Source organism: Pseudoalteromonas sp. APC 3893 (genome assembly GCF_030408095.1).
Taxonomy (GTDB): Bacteria; Pseudomonadota; Gammaproteobacteria; order Enterobacterales; family Alteromonadaceae; genus Pseudoalteromonas.
Window position 1 is genome coordinate 72,364 of the sequence record NZ_JASDCD010000001.1, and the last position, 17,951, is coordinate 90,314.

General features: G+C 40.1%; 17 protein-coding genes. 13 read left to right on the plus strand and 4 right to left on the minus strand.

Annotation, left to right across the window (positions count from 1 at the left end):
* Window positions 1-3: 3 nt before the first annotated feature.
* The 8 genes from QMA12_RS00345 to pdxJ all read left to right on the plus strand — a co-directional run bounded on the left by QMA12_RS00345 (window position 4) and on the right by pdxJ (window position 7,303).
* Window positions 4-960: a MucB/RseB C-terminal domain-containing protein gene (locus QMA12_RS00345; RefSeq protein ID WP_087531985.1), complete on the plus strand. Its 957-nt coding sequence runs from the start codon at window positions 4-6 to the stop codon at window positions 958-960.
* 6 nt (window positions 961-966) lie between these two features.
* Window positions 967-1,416, plus strand: a complete 450-nt coding sequence (locus QMA12_RS00350; RefSeq protein ID WP_087531986.1) for a SoxR reducing system RseC family protein — start codon at window positions 967-969, stop codon at window positions 1,414-1,416.
* A gap of 69 nt (window positions 1,417-1,485) precedes the next feature.
* Complete coding sequence (gene lepA / locus QMA12_RS00355; RefSeq protein WP_290210102.1) at window positions 1,486-3,273, plus strand: translation elongation factor 4; 1,788 nt, start codon at window positions 1,486-1,488, stop codon at window positions 3,271-3,273.
* A gap of 38 nt (window positions 3,274-3,311) precedes the next feature.
* A complete protein-coding gene (gene lepB / locus QMA12_RS00360) occupies window positions 3,312-4,247 on the plus strand; it encodes a signal peptidase I (RefSeq protein WP_290210101.1) in 936 nt (311 codons plus the stop codon).
* Between the two features lie 2 nt (window positions 4,248-4,249).
* On the plus strand, window positions 4,250-4,927 hold the full coding sequence (rnc, locus tag QMA12_RS00365) for a ribonuclease III (protein ID WP_087531989.1): 678 nt from the start codon (window positions 4,250-4,252) through the stop codon (window positions 4,925-4,927).
* Window positions 4,917-5,849, plus strand: coding sequence for a GTPase Era (gene era / locus QMA12_RS00370; RefSeq protein ID WP_087531990.1), 933 nt, complete (start codon window positions 4,917-4,919; stop codon window positions 5,847-5,849). The genes rnc and era overlap by 11 nt, the downstream gene beginning before the upstream one ends.
* Window positions 5,850-5,868: 19 nt before the next feature.
* Complete coding sequence (recO, locus tag QMA12_RS00375) at window positions 5,869-6,555, plus strand: DNA repair protein RecO (protein ID WP_290210100.1); 687 nt, start codon at window positions 5,869-5,871, stop codon at window positions 6,553-6,555.
* A gap of 16 nt (window positions 6,556-6,571) precedes the next feature.
* The gene (gene pdxJ, locus QMA12_RS00380) at window positions 6,572-7,303 is read left to right on the plus strand and encodes a pyridoxine 5'-phosphate synthase (RefSeq protein WP_290210099.1); all 732 of its coding nucleotides are present in this window, start codon (window positions 6,572-6,574) and stop codon (window positions 7,301-7,303) included.
* A gap of 59 nt (window positions 7,304-7,362) precedes the next feature.
* On the opposite strand, the gene QMA12_RS00385 is transcribed toward pdxJ, so the two are convergent.
* The 3 genes from QMA12_RS00385 to QMA12_RS00395 form a co-directional block, all read right to left on the minus strand.
* Complete coding sequence (locus QMA12_RS00385) at window positions 7,363-10,329, minus strand: TonB-dependent receptor (protein WP_290210098.1); 2,967 nt, start codon at window positions 10,327-10,329, stop codon at window positions 7,363-7,365.
* A 275-nt stretch (window positions 10,330-10,604) separates the two neighbouring features.
* Window positions 10,605-10,796 carry a hypothetical protein gene (locus QMA12_RS00390; RefSeq protein ID WP_087531994.1) on the minus strand — a complete coding sequence of 64 codons (192 nt, stop codon included), beginning with the start codon at window positions 10,794-10,796 and terminating at the stop codon, window positions 10,605-10,607.
* 52 nt (window positions 10,797-10,848) lie between these two features.
* Entirely contained in the window at window positions 10,849-11,019 is a 171-nt protein-coding gene (locus QMA12_RS00395; RefSeq protein WP_087531995.1) for a DUF1328 family protein, read from the minus strand.
* Window positions 11,020-11,554: 535 nt separating this feature from the next.
* On the opposite strand from QMA12_RS00395, the gene QMA12_RS00400 reads away from it, so the two are divergent.
* The 4 genes from QMA12_RS00400 to QMA12_RS00415 all read left to right on the plus strand — a co-directional run bounded on the left by QMA12_RS00400 (window position 11,555) and on the right by QMA12_RS00415 (window position 15,082).
* The gene (locus QMA12_RS00400) at window positions 11,555-11,800 is read left to right on the plus strand and encodes an OadG family transporter subunit (protein ID WP_087531996.1); all 246 of its coding nucleotides are present in this window, start codon (window positions 11,555-11,557) and stop codon (window positions 11,798-11,800) included.
* Between the two features lie 10 nt (window positions 11,801-11,810).
* A complete protein-coding gene (gene oadA / locus QMA12_RS00405) occupies window positions 11,811-13,595 on the plus strand; it encodes a sodium-extruding oxaloacetate decarboxylase subunit alpha (RefSeq protein ID WP_290210097.1) in 1,785 nt (594 codons plus the stop codon).
* 11 nt (window positions 13,596-13,606) lie between these two features.
* A complete protein-coding gene (locus QMA12_RS00410) occupies window positions 13,607-14,737 on the plus strand; it encodes a sodium ion-translocating decarboxylase subunit beta (protein WP_290210096.1) in 1,131 nt (376 codons plus the stop codon).
* Between the two features lie 168 nt (window positions 14,738-14,905).
* Window positions 14,906-15,082 (plus strand): hypothetical protein, encoded by a 177-nt coding sequence (locus tag QMA12_RS00415; protein ID WP_176372521.1) that lies wholly within the window; start codon window positions 14,906-14,908, stop codon window positions 15,080-15,082.
* Window positions 15,083-15,283: 201 nt separating this feature from the next.
* On the opposite strand, the gene QMA12_RS00420 is transcribed toward QMA12_RS00415, so the two are convergent.
* Entirely contained in the window at window positions 15,284-16,597 is a 1,314-nt protein-coding gene (locus QMA12_RS00420) for a peptidoglycan DD-metalloendopeptidase family protein (RefSeq protein WP_087531999.1), read from the minus strand.
* 150 nt (window positions 16,598-16,747) lie between these two features.
* Here QMA12_RS00420 and tyrS point away from each other — a divergent pair, with 150 nt between their 5' ends.
* A complete protein-coding gene (gene tyrS / locus QMA12_RS00425; RefSeq protein WP_256827132.1) occupies window positions 16,748-17,947 on the plus strand; it encodes a tyrosine--tRNA ligase in 1,200 nt (399 codons plus the stop codon).
* Window positions 17,948-17,951: the final 4 nt, after the last annotated feature.

A 17,951-nucleotide genomic window follows, 5' to 3' on the forward strand; every position in this document is an offset into this window, starting at 1 on the left:
TAAATGAAAGTAATTACTTTTATCTTGTCGTTGGTAATACTGGCCCCCGCCTATGCCAGCGACGAACCCCCTGCAAAAGAGCTTTTGCTTAATATGGCTGAAGCCGTTCACAACCGTAATTTTGATGCGTCTTTTGTGGTTGTAAAAGGCAAGTCAATGGAACCGTATCGTTGGTTACATGCCAAGCAAAATGAGACTGAACTAGAGCACTTAAGTTTACTTAACGGTGCAGGGCTTGAAATGGTCCGAATCGATGATCAAGTAACGTACTTTGAACCGCAGTCAGCGCCTTATTCAATCGCAACAGATTCAATTGCAGGTCCAATTCCTGAAGTGCTTTTTAAAGATATTGAACGTTTGAGTAAAGAATATGACTTTGTACTGGGTGGTAAAGGGCGCATAGCAGGACGAGCAGCACAACTAGTGCGTATTGAATCAAAAGATGAATTTAAGTTTAACTATTGGCTTTGGATAGATGCTGAGTCGTCATTACTTTTAAAATCAGCCTATGTAAATCAAGCTGGTGAAATGCTGGAGCAACTACAGTTAACACATATAAGCGTGACCGAAGAGCCAGCGCCACTATTACTCGAAATGCTTAATCGTGATTTCCCGACTCCCTTACCAAGTAATGCTGTTGCGCAAGAGCAACCCAATGTTGCGAGTAATAATTGGCAAATAGGTTGGCTACCAGATGGCTTTAGCTTACTAAAATCTGATAGACATAAGCTTGACCTAAATAATGAATTAACCGACTACTATTTATATTCAGATGGCTTTGTTGAAGTATCTGTATTTGTGCAGCGCCCGTTACCAGGACGCAGGCCTAGTGGCTCTTTATCATCTGGAGCGACTACAATTTATGTTCATAATGCAGGTAGTTTTGATGTGTCAGTGGTGGGTAATATCCCCGCTATGACAGCAAAAGCAATTGCAGAATCAGTCGCACGGCCACTTTAAAACCTCATGATTGAACAAACGCTTACCGTGGTGTCTATTACAGGCACCATTGCTCATTTAGAAGCCCAACAAAAAAAGGCCTGCGAAGGCTGTAATGGACGTTGTGGTTCACAAGTTTTTGGTAAACTATTCGGCACTGCAAAAAAAACGTTCCCGTATCAATTCGACATCCCAGTCCAAGTTGGGCAAAAAATAACCTTGGCTTTAGATGACAGGCACATGGTTAAACATGCTTTTGCCGTGTATATGTTACCTTTGTTATTAAGTATGCTATTTGCTTTGCTTGCTAGTGAATTATTTAAAGCCGCAGAGTGGATACAAATAATTGCCGCTGTAGGCGGTGGCATAACAGGCTTTGGGATTGCTAAAAGTCGGGTCAAAAGTCTAAAGCACGATATAAAAGTAATAAAAATTCACCCAATTAGCCTCCCTTTAACTCAAATAGATGGTGATTGAAGCCAATTAAATGTAAAATTGCGGCTTTATACACTTAGTCCATTAAAATAGAAGTTTAGAATCCAGTTTATGAAGCATATCCGTAATTTTTCGATCATCGCCCATATTGACCACGGTAAATCGACCCTTTCTGATCGTTTGATCCAAGTTTGTGGTGGCCTAACCGACCGTGAAATGCAAAAGCAAGTATTGGATTCAATGGACATTGAGCGTGAACGTGGTATTACCATTAAAGCGCAAAGTGTTACCCTAAATTATAAAGCTAATGATGGTGAGACCTACCAGTTAAACTTTATCGATACACCAGGGCACGTTGACTTCACTTATGAAGTATCGCGTTCACTTGCCGCTTGTGAAGGTGCATTACTGGTTGTTGATGCAGGGCAAGGCGTAGAAGCGCAAACATTAGCAAATTGCTACACTGCGATAGAGATGGACTTAGAAGTTATTCCGGTGCTCAATAAAATTGATTTACCGCAAGCTGATCCACTACGTGTAGCTGAAGAAATTGAAGATATTATTGGTATTGATGCTTTAGATGCAGTGCAATGTAGTGCTAAAACAGGTGTTGGTATTGCCGAAGTGTTAGAAATGATTGTAAAGGATGTCCCGCCGCCAGAAGGCGACAAGGATGCACCGTTACAAGCATTGATCATCGATTCATGGTTTGACCCATACCAAGGTGTTGTATCGCTTGTTCGTATTAAGCACGGCGAGTTACGTGCTGGCGATAAAATAAAGATTATGTCGAATGAGCAAGTACATATTGCCGATCACGTGGGTATATTTACACCAAAACAAACAAATACAGGTGTACTTAAAACCGGTGAAGTTGGCTTTGTAATTGCGGGTATCAAAGAGATTCATGGTGCACCAGTAGGTGACACAATTACGCATCAGAAAAATGCTGCACCTGCGCGTTTACCGGGTTTCCAGAAAATTAAACCACAAGTTTATGCGGGTATGTTCCCAATTGCATCTGACGAGTATGAATCGTTCCGTGATGCGCTTAATAAATTAAGCCTAAACGATGCGTCACTGTTCTTTGAGCCAGAAAATTCAACAGCACTAGGCTTTGGTTTCCGTTGTGGTTTCTTAGGCATGTTGCACATGGAAATTATTCAAGAGCGTCTAGAGCGCGAATATGATATTGATTTGATAACCACTGCACCAACGGTAATCTATGAAGTAGTGACTAAAAATGGCACAACGCAAATAGATAATCCGTCTGATTTACCGCCAGTAAATGATATTTTAGAAATTCGTGAGCCCGTTGTTGAAGCAAATATTCTTGTACCGCAAGAGTATTTAGGTAGTGTGATCACTTTATGTGTCGAAAAACGTGGCATGCAAACAAAAATGAGTTATCACGGTAAGCAAGTTGCAGTGACATACGAACTACCTATGGCTGAAGTGGTCATGGACTTTTTTGATAAATTAAAATCAACTAGTCGTGGTTTTGCCTCGCTTGATTATAACTTTAAACACTTCCAAGTATCTGACATGGTACGTGTAGATATCTTAATCAATGGCGACAGAGTTGATGCCCTTGCTATTATTGTACACAGAGAAAGTGCGCAATCACGCGGACGTCAATTAGCCGATGCACTTAAAGAGCTTATTCCTCGCCAGATGTTTGATATTGCAATTCAGGCAGCGATTGGTCAGCATGTTATTGCCCGTACGACAGTTAAGCAATTACGTAAAAATGTAATCGCTAAATGTTATGGTGGTGATGTAAGCCGTAAGAAGAAACTTCTTCAGAAACAAAAAGACGGTAAAAAGCGAATGAAGCAACTAGGTAATGTTGAAGTACCACAAGATGCGTTCTTAGCTATTCTTAAAGTTGGTAAATAAGTTTCAAACCCAAGTTAGTAAGATAAAGGAATGAATGAATGGCAGGTTATTTTTCAATATTTTTAGTGCTATTAACTTTAGGTTCGGGCTTAATCTGGTTAATTGACCATTTTATGTTTGCACCTAAAAGACAAGAGCGCTTAGCCTTGGCTACGAGTTCTGCCGGTGGCGAATTAGATGAAGAAACTGCATCGTTAATTGCACCTGAGCCTACAATTACTGAAACGGCAAAGTCTATTTTTCCGATGATTGCAGCGATTACGGTTTTTCGCTCGTTCTTGTTTGAACCGTTTCAAATCCCGTCAGGCTCTATGATGCCAACCTTGTTGGTGGGTGACTTTATCCTAGTACAAAAATACTCATATGGGGTAAAAGACCCTGTATGGCGTACTCAGCTAATGGATGTTGATGAACCTGAGCGTGGTGATATTGTAGTGTTTAAATACCCGCTTGATGAGCGTGTAGATTACATTAAACGTGCGATTGGCTTACCAGGTGATAAAATTGTATACCGTAATAAACGCTTATACATTCAGCCTAACTGTGAGCAAGGACAAACTCAGCAAGGTGATTTATTGTGTAATGAGTTTAATAAGATTGATATGGAAATCATCAATCGTGACGAATTTAAGCAAGGCTCTATGGATTTAGTACGTTTAAATGAGAATTTAACAACACTAAACCATGATATTTTAATCAACCCAGAAGCGCTTGAAATGAAAGGGCGCTACTATCAACAACCGGGTACACGTTCTGATGAATGGGTAGTACCGGCTGATCATTATTTTATGATGGGTGATAACCGCGATAATAGCCAAGATAGTCGTGTGTGGGGCTTTGTACCAAAAGAAAACTTGGTGGGTAAAGCCGTCTTTATATGGATGAGTTTTGAATTTGATAATGGCCCAGATGATATTTTACCAGGCTGGGTTCCAACTGGAGTTCGTTTTGAACGCCTAGGTAATATTCAGTAACAATGAAAAAAAATGTAACAGAGTTATATAAAAAAATAGGGTATACATTTACTGATCAAGGTTTACTTGAGCAGGCAATGACCCACCGCAGCCATAAAGGCCAGCATAATGAACGTTTAGAGTTTTTAGGTGACTCGATTCTAAGCTTCGTCATTGCTAATGCACTTTATAGCAAATTTCCAAAAGCCCGTGAAGGTGACTTAAGCCGTATGCGCTCTACTTTAGTGCGTGGGCAAACTCTGGCTGAGTTTGGCCTTGAATTTGGTTTAGGTGACTATTTACGTTTAGGTCCAGGTGAGCTTAAAAGTGGCGGTTTTAGACGCGAGTCTACATTGGCCGATGCCGTAGAAGCGATTATTGGTGCTGTATTTTTAGACTCCGGTATCGATGTATGTGGTGAGCTAATTTTACAATGGTATGAAGCGCGTCTTGATGCGATTTCTCCGGGTCTTAATCAAAAAGATCCTAAGACCTTACTACAAGAGTACCTACAAGCCCGTAAACTATCACTGCCAGGGTATACTGTAGTGGATACTAAAGGCCAAGCACATAATCAAACATTCACGGTTGAATGTATTGTTGAAGGTATGGATAGCATTATCTCAGTAGGTAGCTCACGTCGTAAAGCCGAGCAAAAAGCCGCTGAAAAAGCATTGAAGATACTCAAAAATGAATCTTGATACATTGATCCAACCACATGAAGGTGAGCTTGATACTTTTTGTGGCATGATAGCCATTGTTGGTCGTCCGAACGTTGGTAAATCAACCTTACTTAATGAGATCATTGAGCAAAAGGTAAGTATTACTTCGCGTAAGCCGCAAACAACACGTCACCGTATTATGGGTATTCATACAGAAGGTCAGCATCAAGCTGTTTATGTAGATACACCTGGATTGCACGTTGAGGAAAAGCGCGCCATTAACCGTTTAATGAACCGTGCAGCTTCAAGTTCGATTGGCGATGTTGAGCTAATAATTTTTGTGGTTGAAGGCACTCATTGGAATGCTGATGATGAGATGGTTCTTAATAAAGTGAGCCAAAGTGGCAAACCAGTATTATTAGTCATTAATAAAATTGACCAGGTTAAAGATCGTGACTTAGTACTTCCACATATGAAGTGGTTGGGCGATAAGTTTGATTTTGTAGGTATTATGCCAGTGTCAGCGACACAGGGTAAAAATATTAACTTGATCAAAGATGAAGTAACGAAACGCCTTCCACCGTGTGAATTTTACTTTCCTGATGACTATGTTACAGACCGTTCTATGCGCTTTATGGCAGCTGAAGTTATTCGTGAAAAGCTGATGCGCTTTATGGGTGAGGAGCTACCTTACTCAGTGACTGTTGAAATAGAGCAGTTTAAGTGGCAAGACAATGGTGTTTGGCATATCAATGGCTTGATTTTGGTTGAGCGTGAAACACAAAAACGGATGGTTATAGGTAACAAAGGCGAAAAGCTAAAAGTTATTGGCCGTGAAGCACGCAAAGATCTTGAAGAAATGCTTGATAACAAAGTATTTTTAGAGCTTTGGGTAAAAGTAAAATCGGGTTGGGCTGATGATGAACGAGCCTTGCGCAGTTTAGGCTATGGTGAAGATTAACTTCTGCCTAAATTGACCTATGGATAGCGACTTCTACACAGCATATTTATTACACCGACGTCCTTATAGCGACTCACAAGTAATGCTTGATATGCTAGTAGAAGGTGTTGGCCAATTGCGAATGTTAGCCCGCATCAATGGCCGACAAGCAACAAAGCATAAAGCACAGTTACAACCCTTCCAAACCTTACTAGTAAACTACACTGGTAGGCATGATTTAAAATATATCCAACGCTTTGAATTACATGGTACGCAATCACCACTTGTAGGTGATCAGCTTTACTGTGGCTTTTATTTAAATGAACTCACTAACCGCATTGTGCCAATTAATGAGCCAATTGATCATGCTTATCAGTTATATAAAACTCACCTTACGCAACTAAACCAACATCCAAACTTACAAGCCGTGTTGCGCTCTTATGAGTTTCAGTTACTAGAATTGCTGGGCTATGGTGTTGATTTTACTTTCGATGCGGCGGGCGATCCAATTGATGCGTCGTACACGTATAGTTACTTTGCCGAATACGGTTTTGTAGTTCAGGATCTAAAAGGGGATGGGTTTACGGGAGCTCAATTAAATGCAATTGCAGATCATGACTTTAGTGCACCTGATGTGCTATATATGGCGAAGCAATTAAGCCGTCATTTAATGAAGCCATTGCTTGGTAAAAAACCATTAAAAAGCCGCGAGCTTTTTATTAAATAATTTATATAGGTAAAAAATGAAAGACATTCTGTTAGGTATCAACGTTGATCATATTGCAACTTTACGCCAAGCACGCGGCACAAACTACCCGGATCCCGCTCATGCAGCAAGTGTAGCTGAACATGCTGGCGCTGATGGCATTACAATTCACTTGCGTGAAGATCGTCGTCATATTCAAGACCGCGACGTTTATGTGATGGCAAAGACAATTCAAACCCGTATGAACTTAGAAATTGCAGTCACTGATGAAATGCTGGATATTGCATTAGATGTAAAACCTGAATATGTATGCCTAGTACCAGAAAAACGTGAAGAGCTCACTACTGAAGGTGGTTTAGATGTTGTTGGTAATCTAGGCAAAATTAAAGCTGCCACTGCTAAGCTAACTGACGCGGGCATCAAAGTATCATTATTTATTGATGCAGATAAAGCGCAGCTAGATGCAGCGAAAGCATGTAATGCCCCTTATGTAGAAATACACACGGGTGCTTATGCTGATGCAGAAAATGACACAGATATGCAAAAAGAACTTGAACATATTCGCCAAGGTGTAGAGTATGCTGCGGGCTTAGGACTAACGGTAAACGCAGGGCATGGCCTGCATTATCATAACGTCAAACCAATCGCTGCGATGAAGGACATTTACGAGCTTAACATTGGTCATGCCATAATCGCTCGTGCTGCTATTGATGGCCTTGATAAAGCCGTACGTGATATGAAACGTTTAATGCTTGAAGCAAGAGCGTAGATAAAAATAAAAAAGCACCGCAAATTGCGGTGCAAGTTACTACCTACTACCAGGAATCATTAAAACTGGATTTTTATACCCATTTTAAATTTACGACCAAGCACATCATAATTACTTGGGAATGTGTTACCAGAGTTAGAGCTAGTATCACCAGCCTCACCCCCCACTACCGGTGGTTCTTTTTCAAATATATTATCGATACCAAAGTTAACAACTATATTTTCTGTTGCGTAATAACTAGCAAATAAATCAAAGTAATCATAGCTTTCTATACTTTGGAACTCTTCGTATACGTTTGGTGCTTCAATTGGCTCAACATCAACACCATCAATATGACGCCACTGAAGCGATAGCGTTAGATCTTCCCACACCCAGCTTGTTCTTTGAACCCAGCGAAGTTCTGAAACAGGATCACAACTGGTACTAAAGTAGCCTTTACAATCAATTATGCGGGCAGTGTCTGAGCTTTGAGATTCTTGAGTAAGATACTTATTAATATTACCTGAAAATTGTAACTCTCCCATCTGATCAATTAAAACAGCAAAATTAAACCCAAACTCAAGACCTTCAGCTCGTTGGTTTTTCAAGTTAGTTGTAAATTGCTCAATACCTGCACCTGCAATTGTTAAATCACCACCAATTCTATTAATTTTTGCACATTCATCAGCGTCTCCTAAAACATAACACGCATCAAGAATCTCCTGAGCTGAAAAGTTGCCAATAATATTATTAATGTCTATATCGTAATAATCTAAAGTGATAGTAAAGTTTTCTAAGCTGTTTAATTCAGGTGTCCAAACAATACCAGCCGTAAAAGTATCAGCTTCTTCGGCTCCAGGAGGGTTTAGTGGATCGCTACCGCTAATAACTTGTACTTGTCCAGATATAACATCTTGCACATTACCAACCTGTGCTTCTGTCATTCCTGTTGACATACATAATTGTTTTAAGTTTTCATCAATATTACCAGCATTAGCTATTGAACAAGGATCGCTCTGTGCGTTATCTAAACCTGTTACAACAGGAGAAGCAATCTCCCCTACATTAGGTGCTCGAGTTGCTTGTTGTTGCATAACTCGAACTAAAATGTCGCTTACCGGACGCCAGTTAAAGCCTAACTTCCAAGTTTCATTACTACCAACGGTATCGTAGTCAGCCCAACGAAAACCAAACTCTACGTCAAGAGTTTCAGCACCAGGTAATCCATCTAATACCGGTAGATAACCTTCCATGAATAGCTCATCAACAGAAAAACCACCTGAAATTGGTAATTGATTACCACCGGCGCCACCTTGACAGCTTGCAGGGGCTAGTTTTAAACACTCATCTGGTTCAAAAAGGCCTTTTTCGGTGCGTTTTTCATAACCGAAGCTAACAGCTAAAGGTGCTCCAGCACCTGGTATTTCAATAAAATCAAGACTGCCGTTTACGCTGGCAGTAAAAATTTCTTGGCTGTATTTTTGTTGTTGTAAAGCAATAGCTTGAGCGTATCCCGCCATTTCTTCAGTAATAGTTCCAAAGCCACCAAAAAGATCTATAGGTACACAGCTTGAGTCACCATTTTTACATGTTTCTCCATCTGTAGTATCTAAAGCATTTTGAATATTAGTTAGATTGGTATAGCCACCGCGAACGGTTGTCCGGTTTGATTCACCATATTGATAGCTCGCATCGTATTCCCAATCATCTAAAAAATAGCCTTTAACACCAGTTACAATTTGAAACTGAGTACTATCAAAGCGCTCTGTACGAGCTCCAAGCTCTAATGTACGTCGTCTTAATTGAACAGTTAGATAATCAGCTTCATCAACAATTCCGTTTCCATTTACATCTTGCCAGTTGCTGGAATCTAAGCTGCCTTCACCGAGTGCTTGTGCTGCACCATCAAGCATAAACTGTAGTGCTTGCTCACCAATAAATGGGTTTGCTAGAGGTAAATTAAAGCTTGAGCCAAATGTACCAGAGGGAGCGACTTGGGTATCTACACTCGTATTTGTAAAATTCACTGAAGAATATACTTGATGATCATCAGTAATATAGTAATTACCTAGAGCCGTTGCTGAGTAGCGTTCAGAGGGGGTTTGATAAAAATTGTAGGGATTAAAGTTAAACACACTACAAGTATCAGACTCTAAAGTACCATCGTTTCTAAATTGCCCTGCGCCAGTTTGGCCAGCTCCAACGATAGCAAAGCGAGTCGGAAATGCCGTAGTAGAACCACCGCTTTCAACAGAGTTAGGGCCGCTACATTCCTCTGGAGCAGGAATTGGTGGTTCGCTATTTAGAAATTGCTCATAGTTTGCACCGCTCGCAGTTTCAATACCTAAAAGACCGAGAGGACGATCACCTAATAATATTTGATCTCGTTTCATCCAGCCAAGAGAAAGTACAACATTACCTTTATCATCAGCTAAATTTGAGCCTAGAGTTAAACTGAAACTATCCTTATCACCATCACCATCACCTGTTTCAGAATGTTTTGCGTCAAAAACCACCCCTTGAAAGTCGTCTTTCAGAACAATGTTTACTGCCCCAGCAATTGCATCGGAGCCATATACTGCTGATGCACCACCAGTGACAATATCAATACGTTCAATCAAAGCGCTCGGGATTGTTGAGCTATCAACTGCACCATTATAATTGTATGGGATCATACGACGGCCGTTCATTAGTACTAATGAACGTTGTGCGCCCAGACCCCTTAGGTTTATAGTTGCTGCTCCTCCGGAACCATTATTTACATTACTGCCATCTCCAGGAACTGTTGCAGGAAGGCTTCTTAAAATTTGTTCTACCTCAGGCTCTTGTTGGAATCCAAGCTCTTTTTCTCCAATTGATATTATTGGGCTGGCGGATACAGCTCCAGGTTGACGTATTCGGCTACCTGTAACTGAAATAACTTCTACATCTTTTTCTATCGTTGTTTCTTCTTCGGCTATCGTGAGGGGGGTATAAATTAATGCAGTTGATATAAATCCTGCGCTGAAGGCTGATTTTACACCGAGTGACACTTTATTTTTTAACATTGTAATCTCCCAAATATTTATAATAATTAGGCTAAAAACAACTGAAGGTACGCTAACGATACCTTTAATTAGCTATTTAAAGATAGTTGCAAATTTAGGACATACAAATAATAAATTTTTAGAAAAAAATATTTGCTCCAGTTTTTCAGTAAAATTAGTAGTGTGTAAGTTTGATATTTAGAGGTATTTTTTGAGGGGGGGATAGGTGACAGATCGTTTAAAGTAAACAAAAAACAACTCAGGTGAGTCGTTTTTTGTTTACTATTAATTATGGATTAACAGTTAGTTTCTTCAGCATTTACGCCTTCTTTAACTTCTTCACAGGCGTCTTCAACACCATTTTGTACGTCTGTTACTGCTTCATCAATGCGCTCACCAGCTTCTTCTGCATGATTGTCTTCACAACCCATGATAAAAAAACTTGCGAAAAGTGCGATAACGGCTGTTTTGACTGTTGTTGATTTCATAATGTAATTCCTTGTAAGTAATGTATGTATTAGTGTTTAAATTAATTTCCTGTTAAGGGGTTTTGCCTCTAAGCGCACCTGAAACGAGTGAAATAACTAATAATACTAAAAAGATAAAAAATATAATTTTGGCAATTCCTGCTGCGGCACCTGCGATACCACCAAAACCTAACACTGCAGCAATAAGTGCAATAACTAAAAATGTAATTGTCCAGCGTAACATTGTTGTCTCCTTGGTTTGTAAATTTGTTCGATATGGTTAATGCCAGTTATGTGCCATAAATAAAAGTACTTTAAAATCAATGTCTAATAGGGTTATTACAAAGAAAGACAAGCGCACTGTAAGTAATATTTACTTTATTACGTGTAACTTATTCTTAAAATAAAAAATAACGTGTTATTAAATGCCTTCCTTGGTAAGACCAATTTAACATGGTGAGGCATTTCCTCTTAAATTTAGTGCAGATTCAAACTGCTATCATGATTTTTTAATCAACAGTATGCAGGATAGTTATAACTTTTAACTATATTCATTATTTATATTGTCTATATCTCAGAAAATAATAGCAAAATGTACGGTGTTAACTTTAATGTGGATATGTTAGCTTAATATTAATTGGTTTTACCAATTTACAAAGTGTTGGACTTGGTCTATTTCTTTGTTATGATTGGTGCATAATTATTTATATAAAGTGATTTTTTACCTGTTTTAGGTTGGTAAATTAAAACTATAAGTTTAGTAATCAAGGGGGAGCAGCATGGACATAGGACAACTACTTGCGACAGCAGCAAATTTAATGGTCACTGGAATGGTGGGCGTTTTCGTATTCTTATCGCTGTTAATTTCAGCAATTATCTTTATGTCTAAAATAATGAGCCGCTTTGAAGAACCTGTGGTTGAGGCTGCTCGTACACCATCTATTAAAGCCCAAGGTGTGCCAAGTGCACATGTTGCTGCTATCAGTGCTGCAATCGCTCAGTACAAAAATAAACAAAAATCATAAGGGGTGACTCATGGCTAAATTAAAATTAACTGAGCTAGTACTCAGAGACGCGCATCAATCTTTATTAGCAACACGTATGCGTTTAGACGATATGCTACCAATTGCTGAAAAACTTGATAATGCGGGTTATTGGTCTATTGAATCTTGGGGTGGGGCAACGTTTGACTCATGTATTCGTTACTTAGGTGAAGATCCGTGGGAACGCATCCGTGCGCTTAAAAAAGCAATGCCAAACACGAAGCAACAAATGCTACTTCGTGGGCAAAACCTTTTAGGTTACCGTCATTATGCTGATGACGTTGTAGAAAAATTTGTTGAACGTGCCCACAAAAATGGTGTTGATGTATTTCGTATTTTTGATGCGATGAATGATGTGCGAAATCTTGAAACTGCAATTAAAGCCGCTGTGAAAGTGGGAGCTCATGCACAAGGCACGATTTCATATACTGTCAGCCCAGTGCACACACTTGATATGTGGCTTACTTTAGCCAAGCAGTTAGAAGATTTAGGCTGTCACTCAATTTGTATTAAGGATATGGCAGGTTTGCTTAAGCCTTATGATTGTGAGGAATTGATTAAAGGGCTAAAAGAAACCGTTTCTATTCCTATCGCTATGCAATGTCATGCAACAACAGGTTTGAGTACAGCAACTTATCAAAAAGCCATAGATGCTGGTATTGATATGCTTGATACCGCTATTTCATCAATGAGTATGACCTACGGTCACAGCGCGACGGAAACAATAGTATCAATTGTCGAAGGTACTGAGCGTGATACCGATCTTGATTTAAATCAGTTAGAAGAAATCGCGGCTTACTTCCGTGATGTGCGCAAAAAGTATGCGGCATTTGAGGGGAGCTTAAAAGGTGTAGATGGCCGTATCTTGTTAGCTCAAGTGCCAGGTGGCATGTTAACTAATATGGAAAACCAGCTAAAAGAGCAAGGCGCAGCAGATAAACTGGATCAGGTTCTACTTGAGATCCCACGCGTACGTGAAGATTTAGGTTTCTTACCATTAGTTACACCAACTTCACAAATTGTTGGTACTCAAGCAGTATTGAATGTATTGACCGGTGAACGTTATAAAACCATCACAAAAGAGACTGCAGGTGTACTTAAAGGCGAATATGGTTCAACACCAGCGCCAATGAATAAAGAATTACAGGAACGTGTACTTGATGGTAGTGAGGCAATTACTTGTCGCCCTGCTGATGTACTGCAACCAGAACTTGAAACATTGCAAGCTGAACTACTAAAAGAAGCACAAGAACAAGGTTTAGACCTTGCTGATGAGCAAATTGATGATGTATTAACATATGCATTATTCCCACAAATTGGTTTGAAATTTCTGAAAAACCGCAACAACCCAGATGCGTTTGAAGCGGTGCCAAGTGCTGAGTCAGCTAAGCAAGACAAACCTTCTTCAAGCAATAAATCTAATAACAACACAGTTAAAGCTGAGCAGTACAGCGTAAAAGTTGATGGTAAAGTATATGATGTTGTCGTTGCACAAGGCGGTGAACTAAAAGAGGTAACACTCAAAGACAGTGAGTTAATTCCGCAGTCTGCGTCGGTAGCATCGGGCGAAACTTTGAATGCTCCGCTTGCAGGTAACATCTTCAAGATTAAAGTGAAAGCGGGTCAAACAGTTAACGCAGGTGATGTTGTGATGATTATGGAAGCGATGAAGATGGAAACAGAAATTCGCGCTACTCACAGTGGAACTATTGCTGAACTTTTAGTTGCTGAAGGTGACTCTGTTGCCACAGGCGAAGCAATGATTGCAATGGCTTAGGAGTATAGAGGATGGACGCGTTATTAAACCTCTGGCAAGCAACGGGTATAGCAAATTTCACTTTTCCTGCGTTAATCATGATTGCAGTAGGGTGCCTATTGTTGTACCTCGCAATTGCACGAAACTTTGAGCCACTATTACTATTACCAATAGGCTTTGGTGCAATCTTAACAAATATTCCAGTAGCGGGCTTATCAGACCCTGGTGGCTTATTATATTACGTTTATCATATTGGTATTGATACTGGTGTGTTTCCGTTACTGATCTTTATGGGAGTAGGGGCACTGACAGACTTTAGTGCCTTAATTGCAAACCCGAGAATGATGTTGCTTGGTGCTGCGGCTCAATTTGGTATTTTTGCTACATTATTTGGGGCGATTTTACTTAACTATGTACCAGGCTTTGAGTTCTCATTACAAGATGCATCAGCTATCGCTATTATTGGTGGTGCTGATGGCCCAACGGCTATCTTCTTAGCATCAAAATTAGCGCCTGATTTATTAGGTGCAATTGCAGTGGCTGCTTATTCGTATATGGCTTTAGTACCAATTATTCAGCCGCCAATTATGCGCGTACTTACAACGCCTGAAGAACGCAAAATTCAAATGCCACAATTACGTACAGTGTCTAAGAAGGAAAAAATTATTTTTCCTCTAATGGTATTGGGCTTAACTATGTTGTTTTTACCTGCGGCAACACCGCTAGTAGGTATGTTTTGTTTAGGTAACTTAATGCGTGAATCAGGTGTGGTTGATCGATTAAGTAACAGTGCACAAAATGAGATTATCAATATCACAACGATTTTTTTAGGTTTAGCTGTAGGGTCTAAATTAGCCGCAGACAAATTCTTAACTGTCGAAACGCTGGGTATTTTAGCGCTAGGTGCACTGGCGTTCTCTATAGGTACAGCATCGGGTGTATTTATGGCGAAAGGTTTGAATAAGTTTTCCAAGTCACCGATCAACCCTTTAGTTGGCGCGGCAGGTGTTTCTGCAGTACCAATGGCTGCTCGAGTCGTTAATAAAGTTGGTCTTGAGAATAACCCACATAACTTCTTGTTGATGCATGCAATGGGGCCAAACGTAGCAGGTGTACTTGGTAGTGCCGTTGCTGCGGGTATTTTGTTAGCACTTGTAGGTTAAAATACAACACCAGTGCTCTTAATTTTGAGCACTGCTGAAGTAAACTTTTACTTCCAACCGACTGGCGCAGTTTATACTGCGCTTTTTTTTTTGCCTGCTTTTTAGGTATACTCGAATTTCGTCTTACTAATTACCTTAATTTAGCACCTGAACTTAAAAGGCAGTAGTATGAATATCTTTGTGATTTTAATCTCTTTGTTTGTCGCTCTTGTTATTCTGGTGCCACTACTTGAAAAGTACCAATCAAAAATGGGCTTAGAGGGGGCAACTAAATATGCGAAATATATTTGGCCATTAGTCATGATTTCATTGGTTGTGCAGTTGATTTATATGTTGGTGCGGTAGCCGTCAGTTTTAAGCTGCTCGGTGTTAAAATGGGCTGCGTAGGTTGTGGTTGAGCACCCCGAAACCCAACGAAAATACCCTATCAAGAAAAAACCGTTGCTATTTGCATAGCAACGGTTTTATATTTTCTGACCGCTGACCGCTGACCGCTGACCGCTGACCGCTGACCGCTGACCGCTGACCGCTGACCGCTGACAACTCTTACTTAAGCGCTAACTGTAGCTCTCTGTTGCGCTCTAATTGCGCTAAGAACGTATCTGCAATTGGCTTAAACTTCGCAAGCTCTGCGCGTGGTAATGGCTCAGACTTAGGTAGTTTAACTGTTTTAGGGTTACGGTGAACGCCGTTAACCAAAAACTCATAGTGTAAGTGTGCGCCGGTTACACGGCCTGTTGCACCTACAGTACCAATTTTTTGGCCTTGCTTAACTTTTTGACCCGTTTTTACTGCGCGTTTATTTAAGTGTAAGTATTTAGTCACGTATTGTGTGCCGTGGCTTATAAATACATAGTTACCGTTATACTTGCTGTAGCCTGATTTAATTACTTTACCGTTACCTGATGCAACAACTGGCGTACCCGTACGTGCTGCGTAATCAATGCCGCGGTGCGCTTTTACTTGCCCAGTAACAGGGTGTAAGCGGCGCGGGTTAAAGCTTGAGCTAATATATTTAAAGTTAACCGGTGCACGTAAAAATGCTTTTTTCATGCTGCGGCCTTCAGGGGTATAAAAGTTATCATCGCTGTGGCGAATAGCGGCATAACGCTCACCCTGATTTATAAATTCAGCGGCAATAATTTTACCCGTGCCAATAAATTCACCATCTACATAGTGTGACTCGTAAATGAGACCAAACTGATCGCCTTTACGAATATCATTTGCAAAATCCACGTCCCAACCAAAAATATCAGCAAAGTTCATAATTTGGCGTTCGCTTAAACCTGCTGCAATACCTGAGGTCCAAAAGCTGTTGCTGATTTCACCGCCAGTTGATTTAGTTAGGGTTTCGATTTCTTTGCTGTCGATTGAGGTATCGTAGTTACCTTCTTCGTTTAAAGTCACAAATAAAGTATCTGTCTTTGAGATAACGTAGCGTAACTGCGCTAAAGACCCATCTTCAGCTGTGGCAAAACTAAGAATTTCACCAGGGTGAATTTTAGTAAGTTTGCGAGTTTCTGCGTTGGTGTTAAGTAATTTATGAACGGTTTGCGCGTTAAAACCTGCACGCTTAAAGATAAGTGCTAAATTGTCACCGTTCTTTACTTCAAAGTCGACTAGGTCATATTCTGGTAATTTTGCTGCGTCTTCTTGCGAATTTAATTCAGTTAATTGCTCAGCATCATCAACTTTAATTTGTAATTCGTAGCGCTTGCCAATTTCTAGTGCATCTGCACTGTTATCTTTAGAGGCGGTTGCTTTTTCAGAAGGAATAAGAGTCAGGGCAGCAATAGCAGAAACCAAACCTAGAATAAGCAATTTGTGTTTTTTTGGGAGTTTGTGCACAACGTGAACCATAACGTGCCTTTTTCTGCTGTCAAGATAATTAATCACTAATATTGCAGGATATACCTAATAAAGCGTTAATACCAGTGTTTTGTAGATTTAAACTGTGGCTAATTTACGCTAGAATCCCTAGGTTGACTGAATTTTTTGGAGTAATACATAGTGGATTTACAAACCGCTCTAGCAGAGATTAAACGCGGTGCAGAAGAAATATTAATTGAAGACGAGTTAGTTGAGAAACTAAAGTCTGGTAAAAAGCTTAAGATCAAGGCGGGTTTTGATCCAACTGCACCGGACTTACACTTAGGCCACACCGTGTTAATTAATAAAATGAAAACCTTCCAAGACTTAGGTCACGAAGTGATTTTCTTAATTGGTGATTTCACCGGCATGATTGGTGATCCAACTGGCAAAAATGTAACGCGTAAGCCACTCACTCGTGATGACGTGTTAGCAAATGCTGAAACGTATAAAGAACAAGTGTTTAAAATTTTAGACCCTGCAAAGACCACAGTTGCGTTTAACTCATCTTGGATGGAAAACCTAGGCGCTGCAGGTATGATCAAATTAGCTGCAAGGCAGACTGTTGCACGGATGCTTGAGCGTGATGACTTTAAAAAGCGTTATGCAAGTGGCCAATCGATTGCAATTCACGAATTTTTATACCCATTAGTACAAGGCTGGGATTCAGTTGCGCTAGAAGCTGATGTTGAATTAGGTGGGACTGATCAGCGTTTTAATCTGCTTATGGGCCGAGAGCTGCAAAAAGATGAAGGTCAAAAGCCGCAAACAGTACTGATGATGCCTCTACTAGAAGGTACTGACGGCGTACAAAAAATGTCTAAGTCGTTAGGCAACTATATTGGTATTACAGATGCGCCAAATGACATGTTTGGTAAAGTGATGTCAATTAGTGATGAATTAATGTGGCGCTATTATGACTTGCTAAGTAGCTTATCAATTGAAGAAATAGCTGCACTAAAAGAAAAAGTCGCGCAGGGCACAAACCCTCGTGATATCAAAATTGATTTAGCAAAAGAGCTGATCGCTCGTTTTCATAGTGACGATGCTGCACAAGGTGCACATGAAGATTTCATCAAACGTTTTCAAAAGAATGCATTACCTGATGATATCCCAGATGTAACAGTGACCATTGATGAAGATACTGTATTTGTAACGAATATGCTTAAAGAAGCAGGACTCGTTGCCAGCACGTCAGAAGCTATGCGTATGATCAAACAAGGTGCAGTAAAAATTAACGGTGAAGAGAAAGTAACCGATTCTAAGCTGGAAATAGCAAAAGGCAGTACGGCTATTTACCAAGTAGGTAAACGTAAATTTGCGAACATTACCGTTGCTTAATTAG

Coding starts and splice junctions, on each gene's coding strand:
- QMA12_RS00345 (WP_087531985.1), top strand. CDS start 4: ATGAAAGTAATTACTTTTATCTTGTCGTTGGTAATACTGGCCCCCGCC.
- QMA12_RS00350 (WP_087531986.1), top strand. CDS start 967: ATGATTGAACAAACGCTTACCGTGGTGTCTATTACAGGCACCATTGCT.
- lepA (WP_290210102.1), top strand. CDS start 1,486: ATGAAGCATATCCGTAATTTTTCGATCATCGCCCATATTGACCACGGT.
- lepB (WP_290210101.1), top strand. CDS start 3,312: ATGGCAGGTTATTTTTCAATATTTTTAGTGCTATTAACTTTAGGTTCG.
- rnc (WP_087531989.1), top strand. CDS start 4,250: ATGAAAAAAAATGTAACAGAGTTATATAAAAAAATAGGGTATACATTT.
- era (WP_087531990.1), top strand. CDS start 4,917: ATGAATCTTGATACATTGATCCAACCACATGAAGGTGAGCTTGATACT.
- recO (WP_290210100.1), top strand. CDS start 5,869: ATGGATAGCGACTTCTACACAGCATATTTATTACACCGACGTCCTTAT.
- pdxJ (WP_290210099.1), top strand. CDS start 6,572: ATGAAAGACATTCTGTTAGGTATCAACGTTGATCATATTGCAACTTTA.
- QMA12_RS00385 (WP_290210098.1), bottom strand. CDS start 10,329: ATGTTAAAAAATAAAGTGTCACTCGGTGTAAAATCAGCCTTCAGCGCA.
- QMA12_RS00390 (WP_087531994.1), bottom strand. CDS start 10,796: ATGAAATCAACAACAGTCAAAACAGCCGTTATCGCACTTTTCGCAAGT.
- QMA12_RS00395 (WP_087531995.1), bottom strand. CDS start 11,019: ATGTTACGCTGGACAATTACATTTTTAGTTATTGCACTTATTGCTGCA.
- QMA12_RS00400 (WP_087531996.1), top strand. CDS start 11,555: ATGGACATAGGACAACTACTTGCGACAGCAGCAAATTTAATGGTCACT.
- oadA (WP_290210097.1), top strand. CDS start 11,811: ATGGCTAAATTAAAATTAACTGAGCTAGTACTCAGAGACGCGCATCAA.
- QMA12_RS00410 (WP_290210096.1), top strand. CDS start 13,607: ATGGACGCGTTATTAAACCTCTGGCAAGCAACGGGTATAGCAAATTTC.
- QMA12_RS00415 (WP_176372521.1), top strand. CDS start 14,906: ATGAATATCTTTGTGATTTTAATCTCTTTGTTTGTCGCTCTTGTTATT.
- QMA12_RS00420 (WP_087531999.1), bottom strand. CDS start 16,597: ATGGTTCACGTTGTGCACAAACTCCCAAAAAAACACAAATTGCTTATT.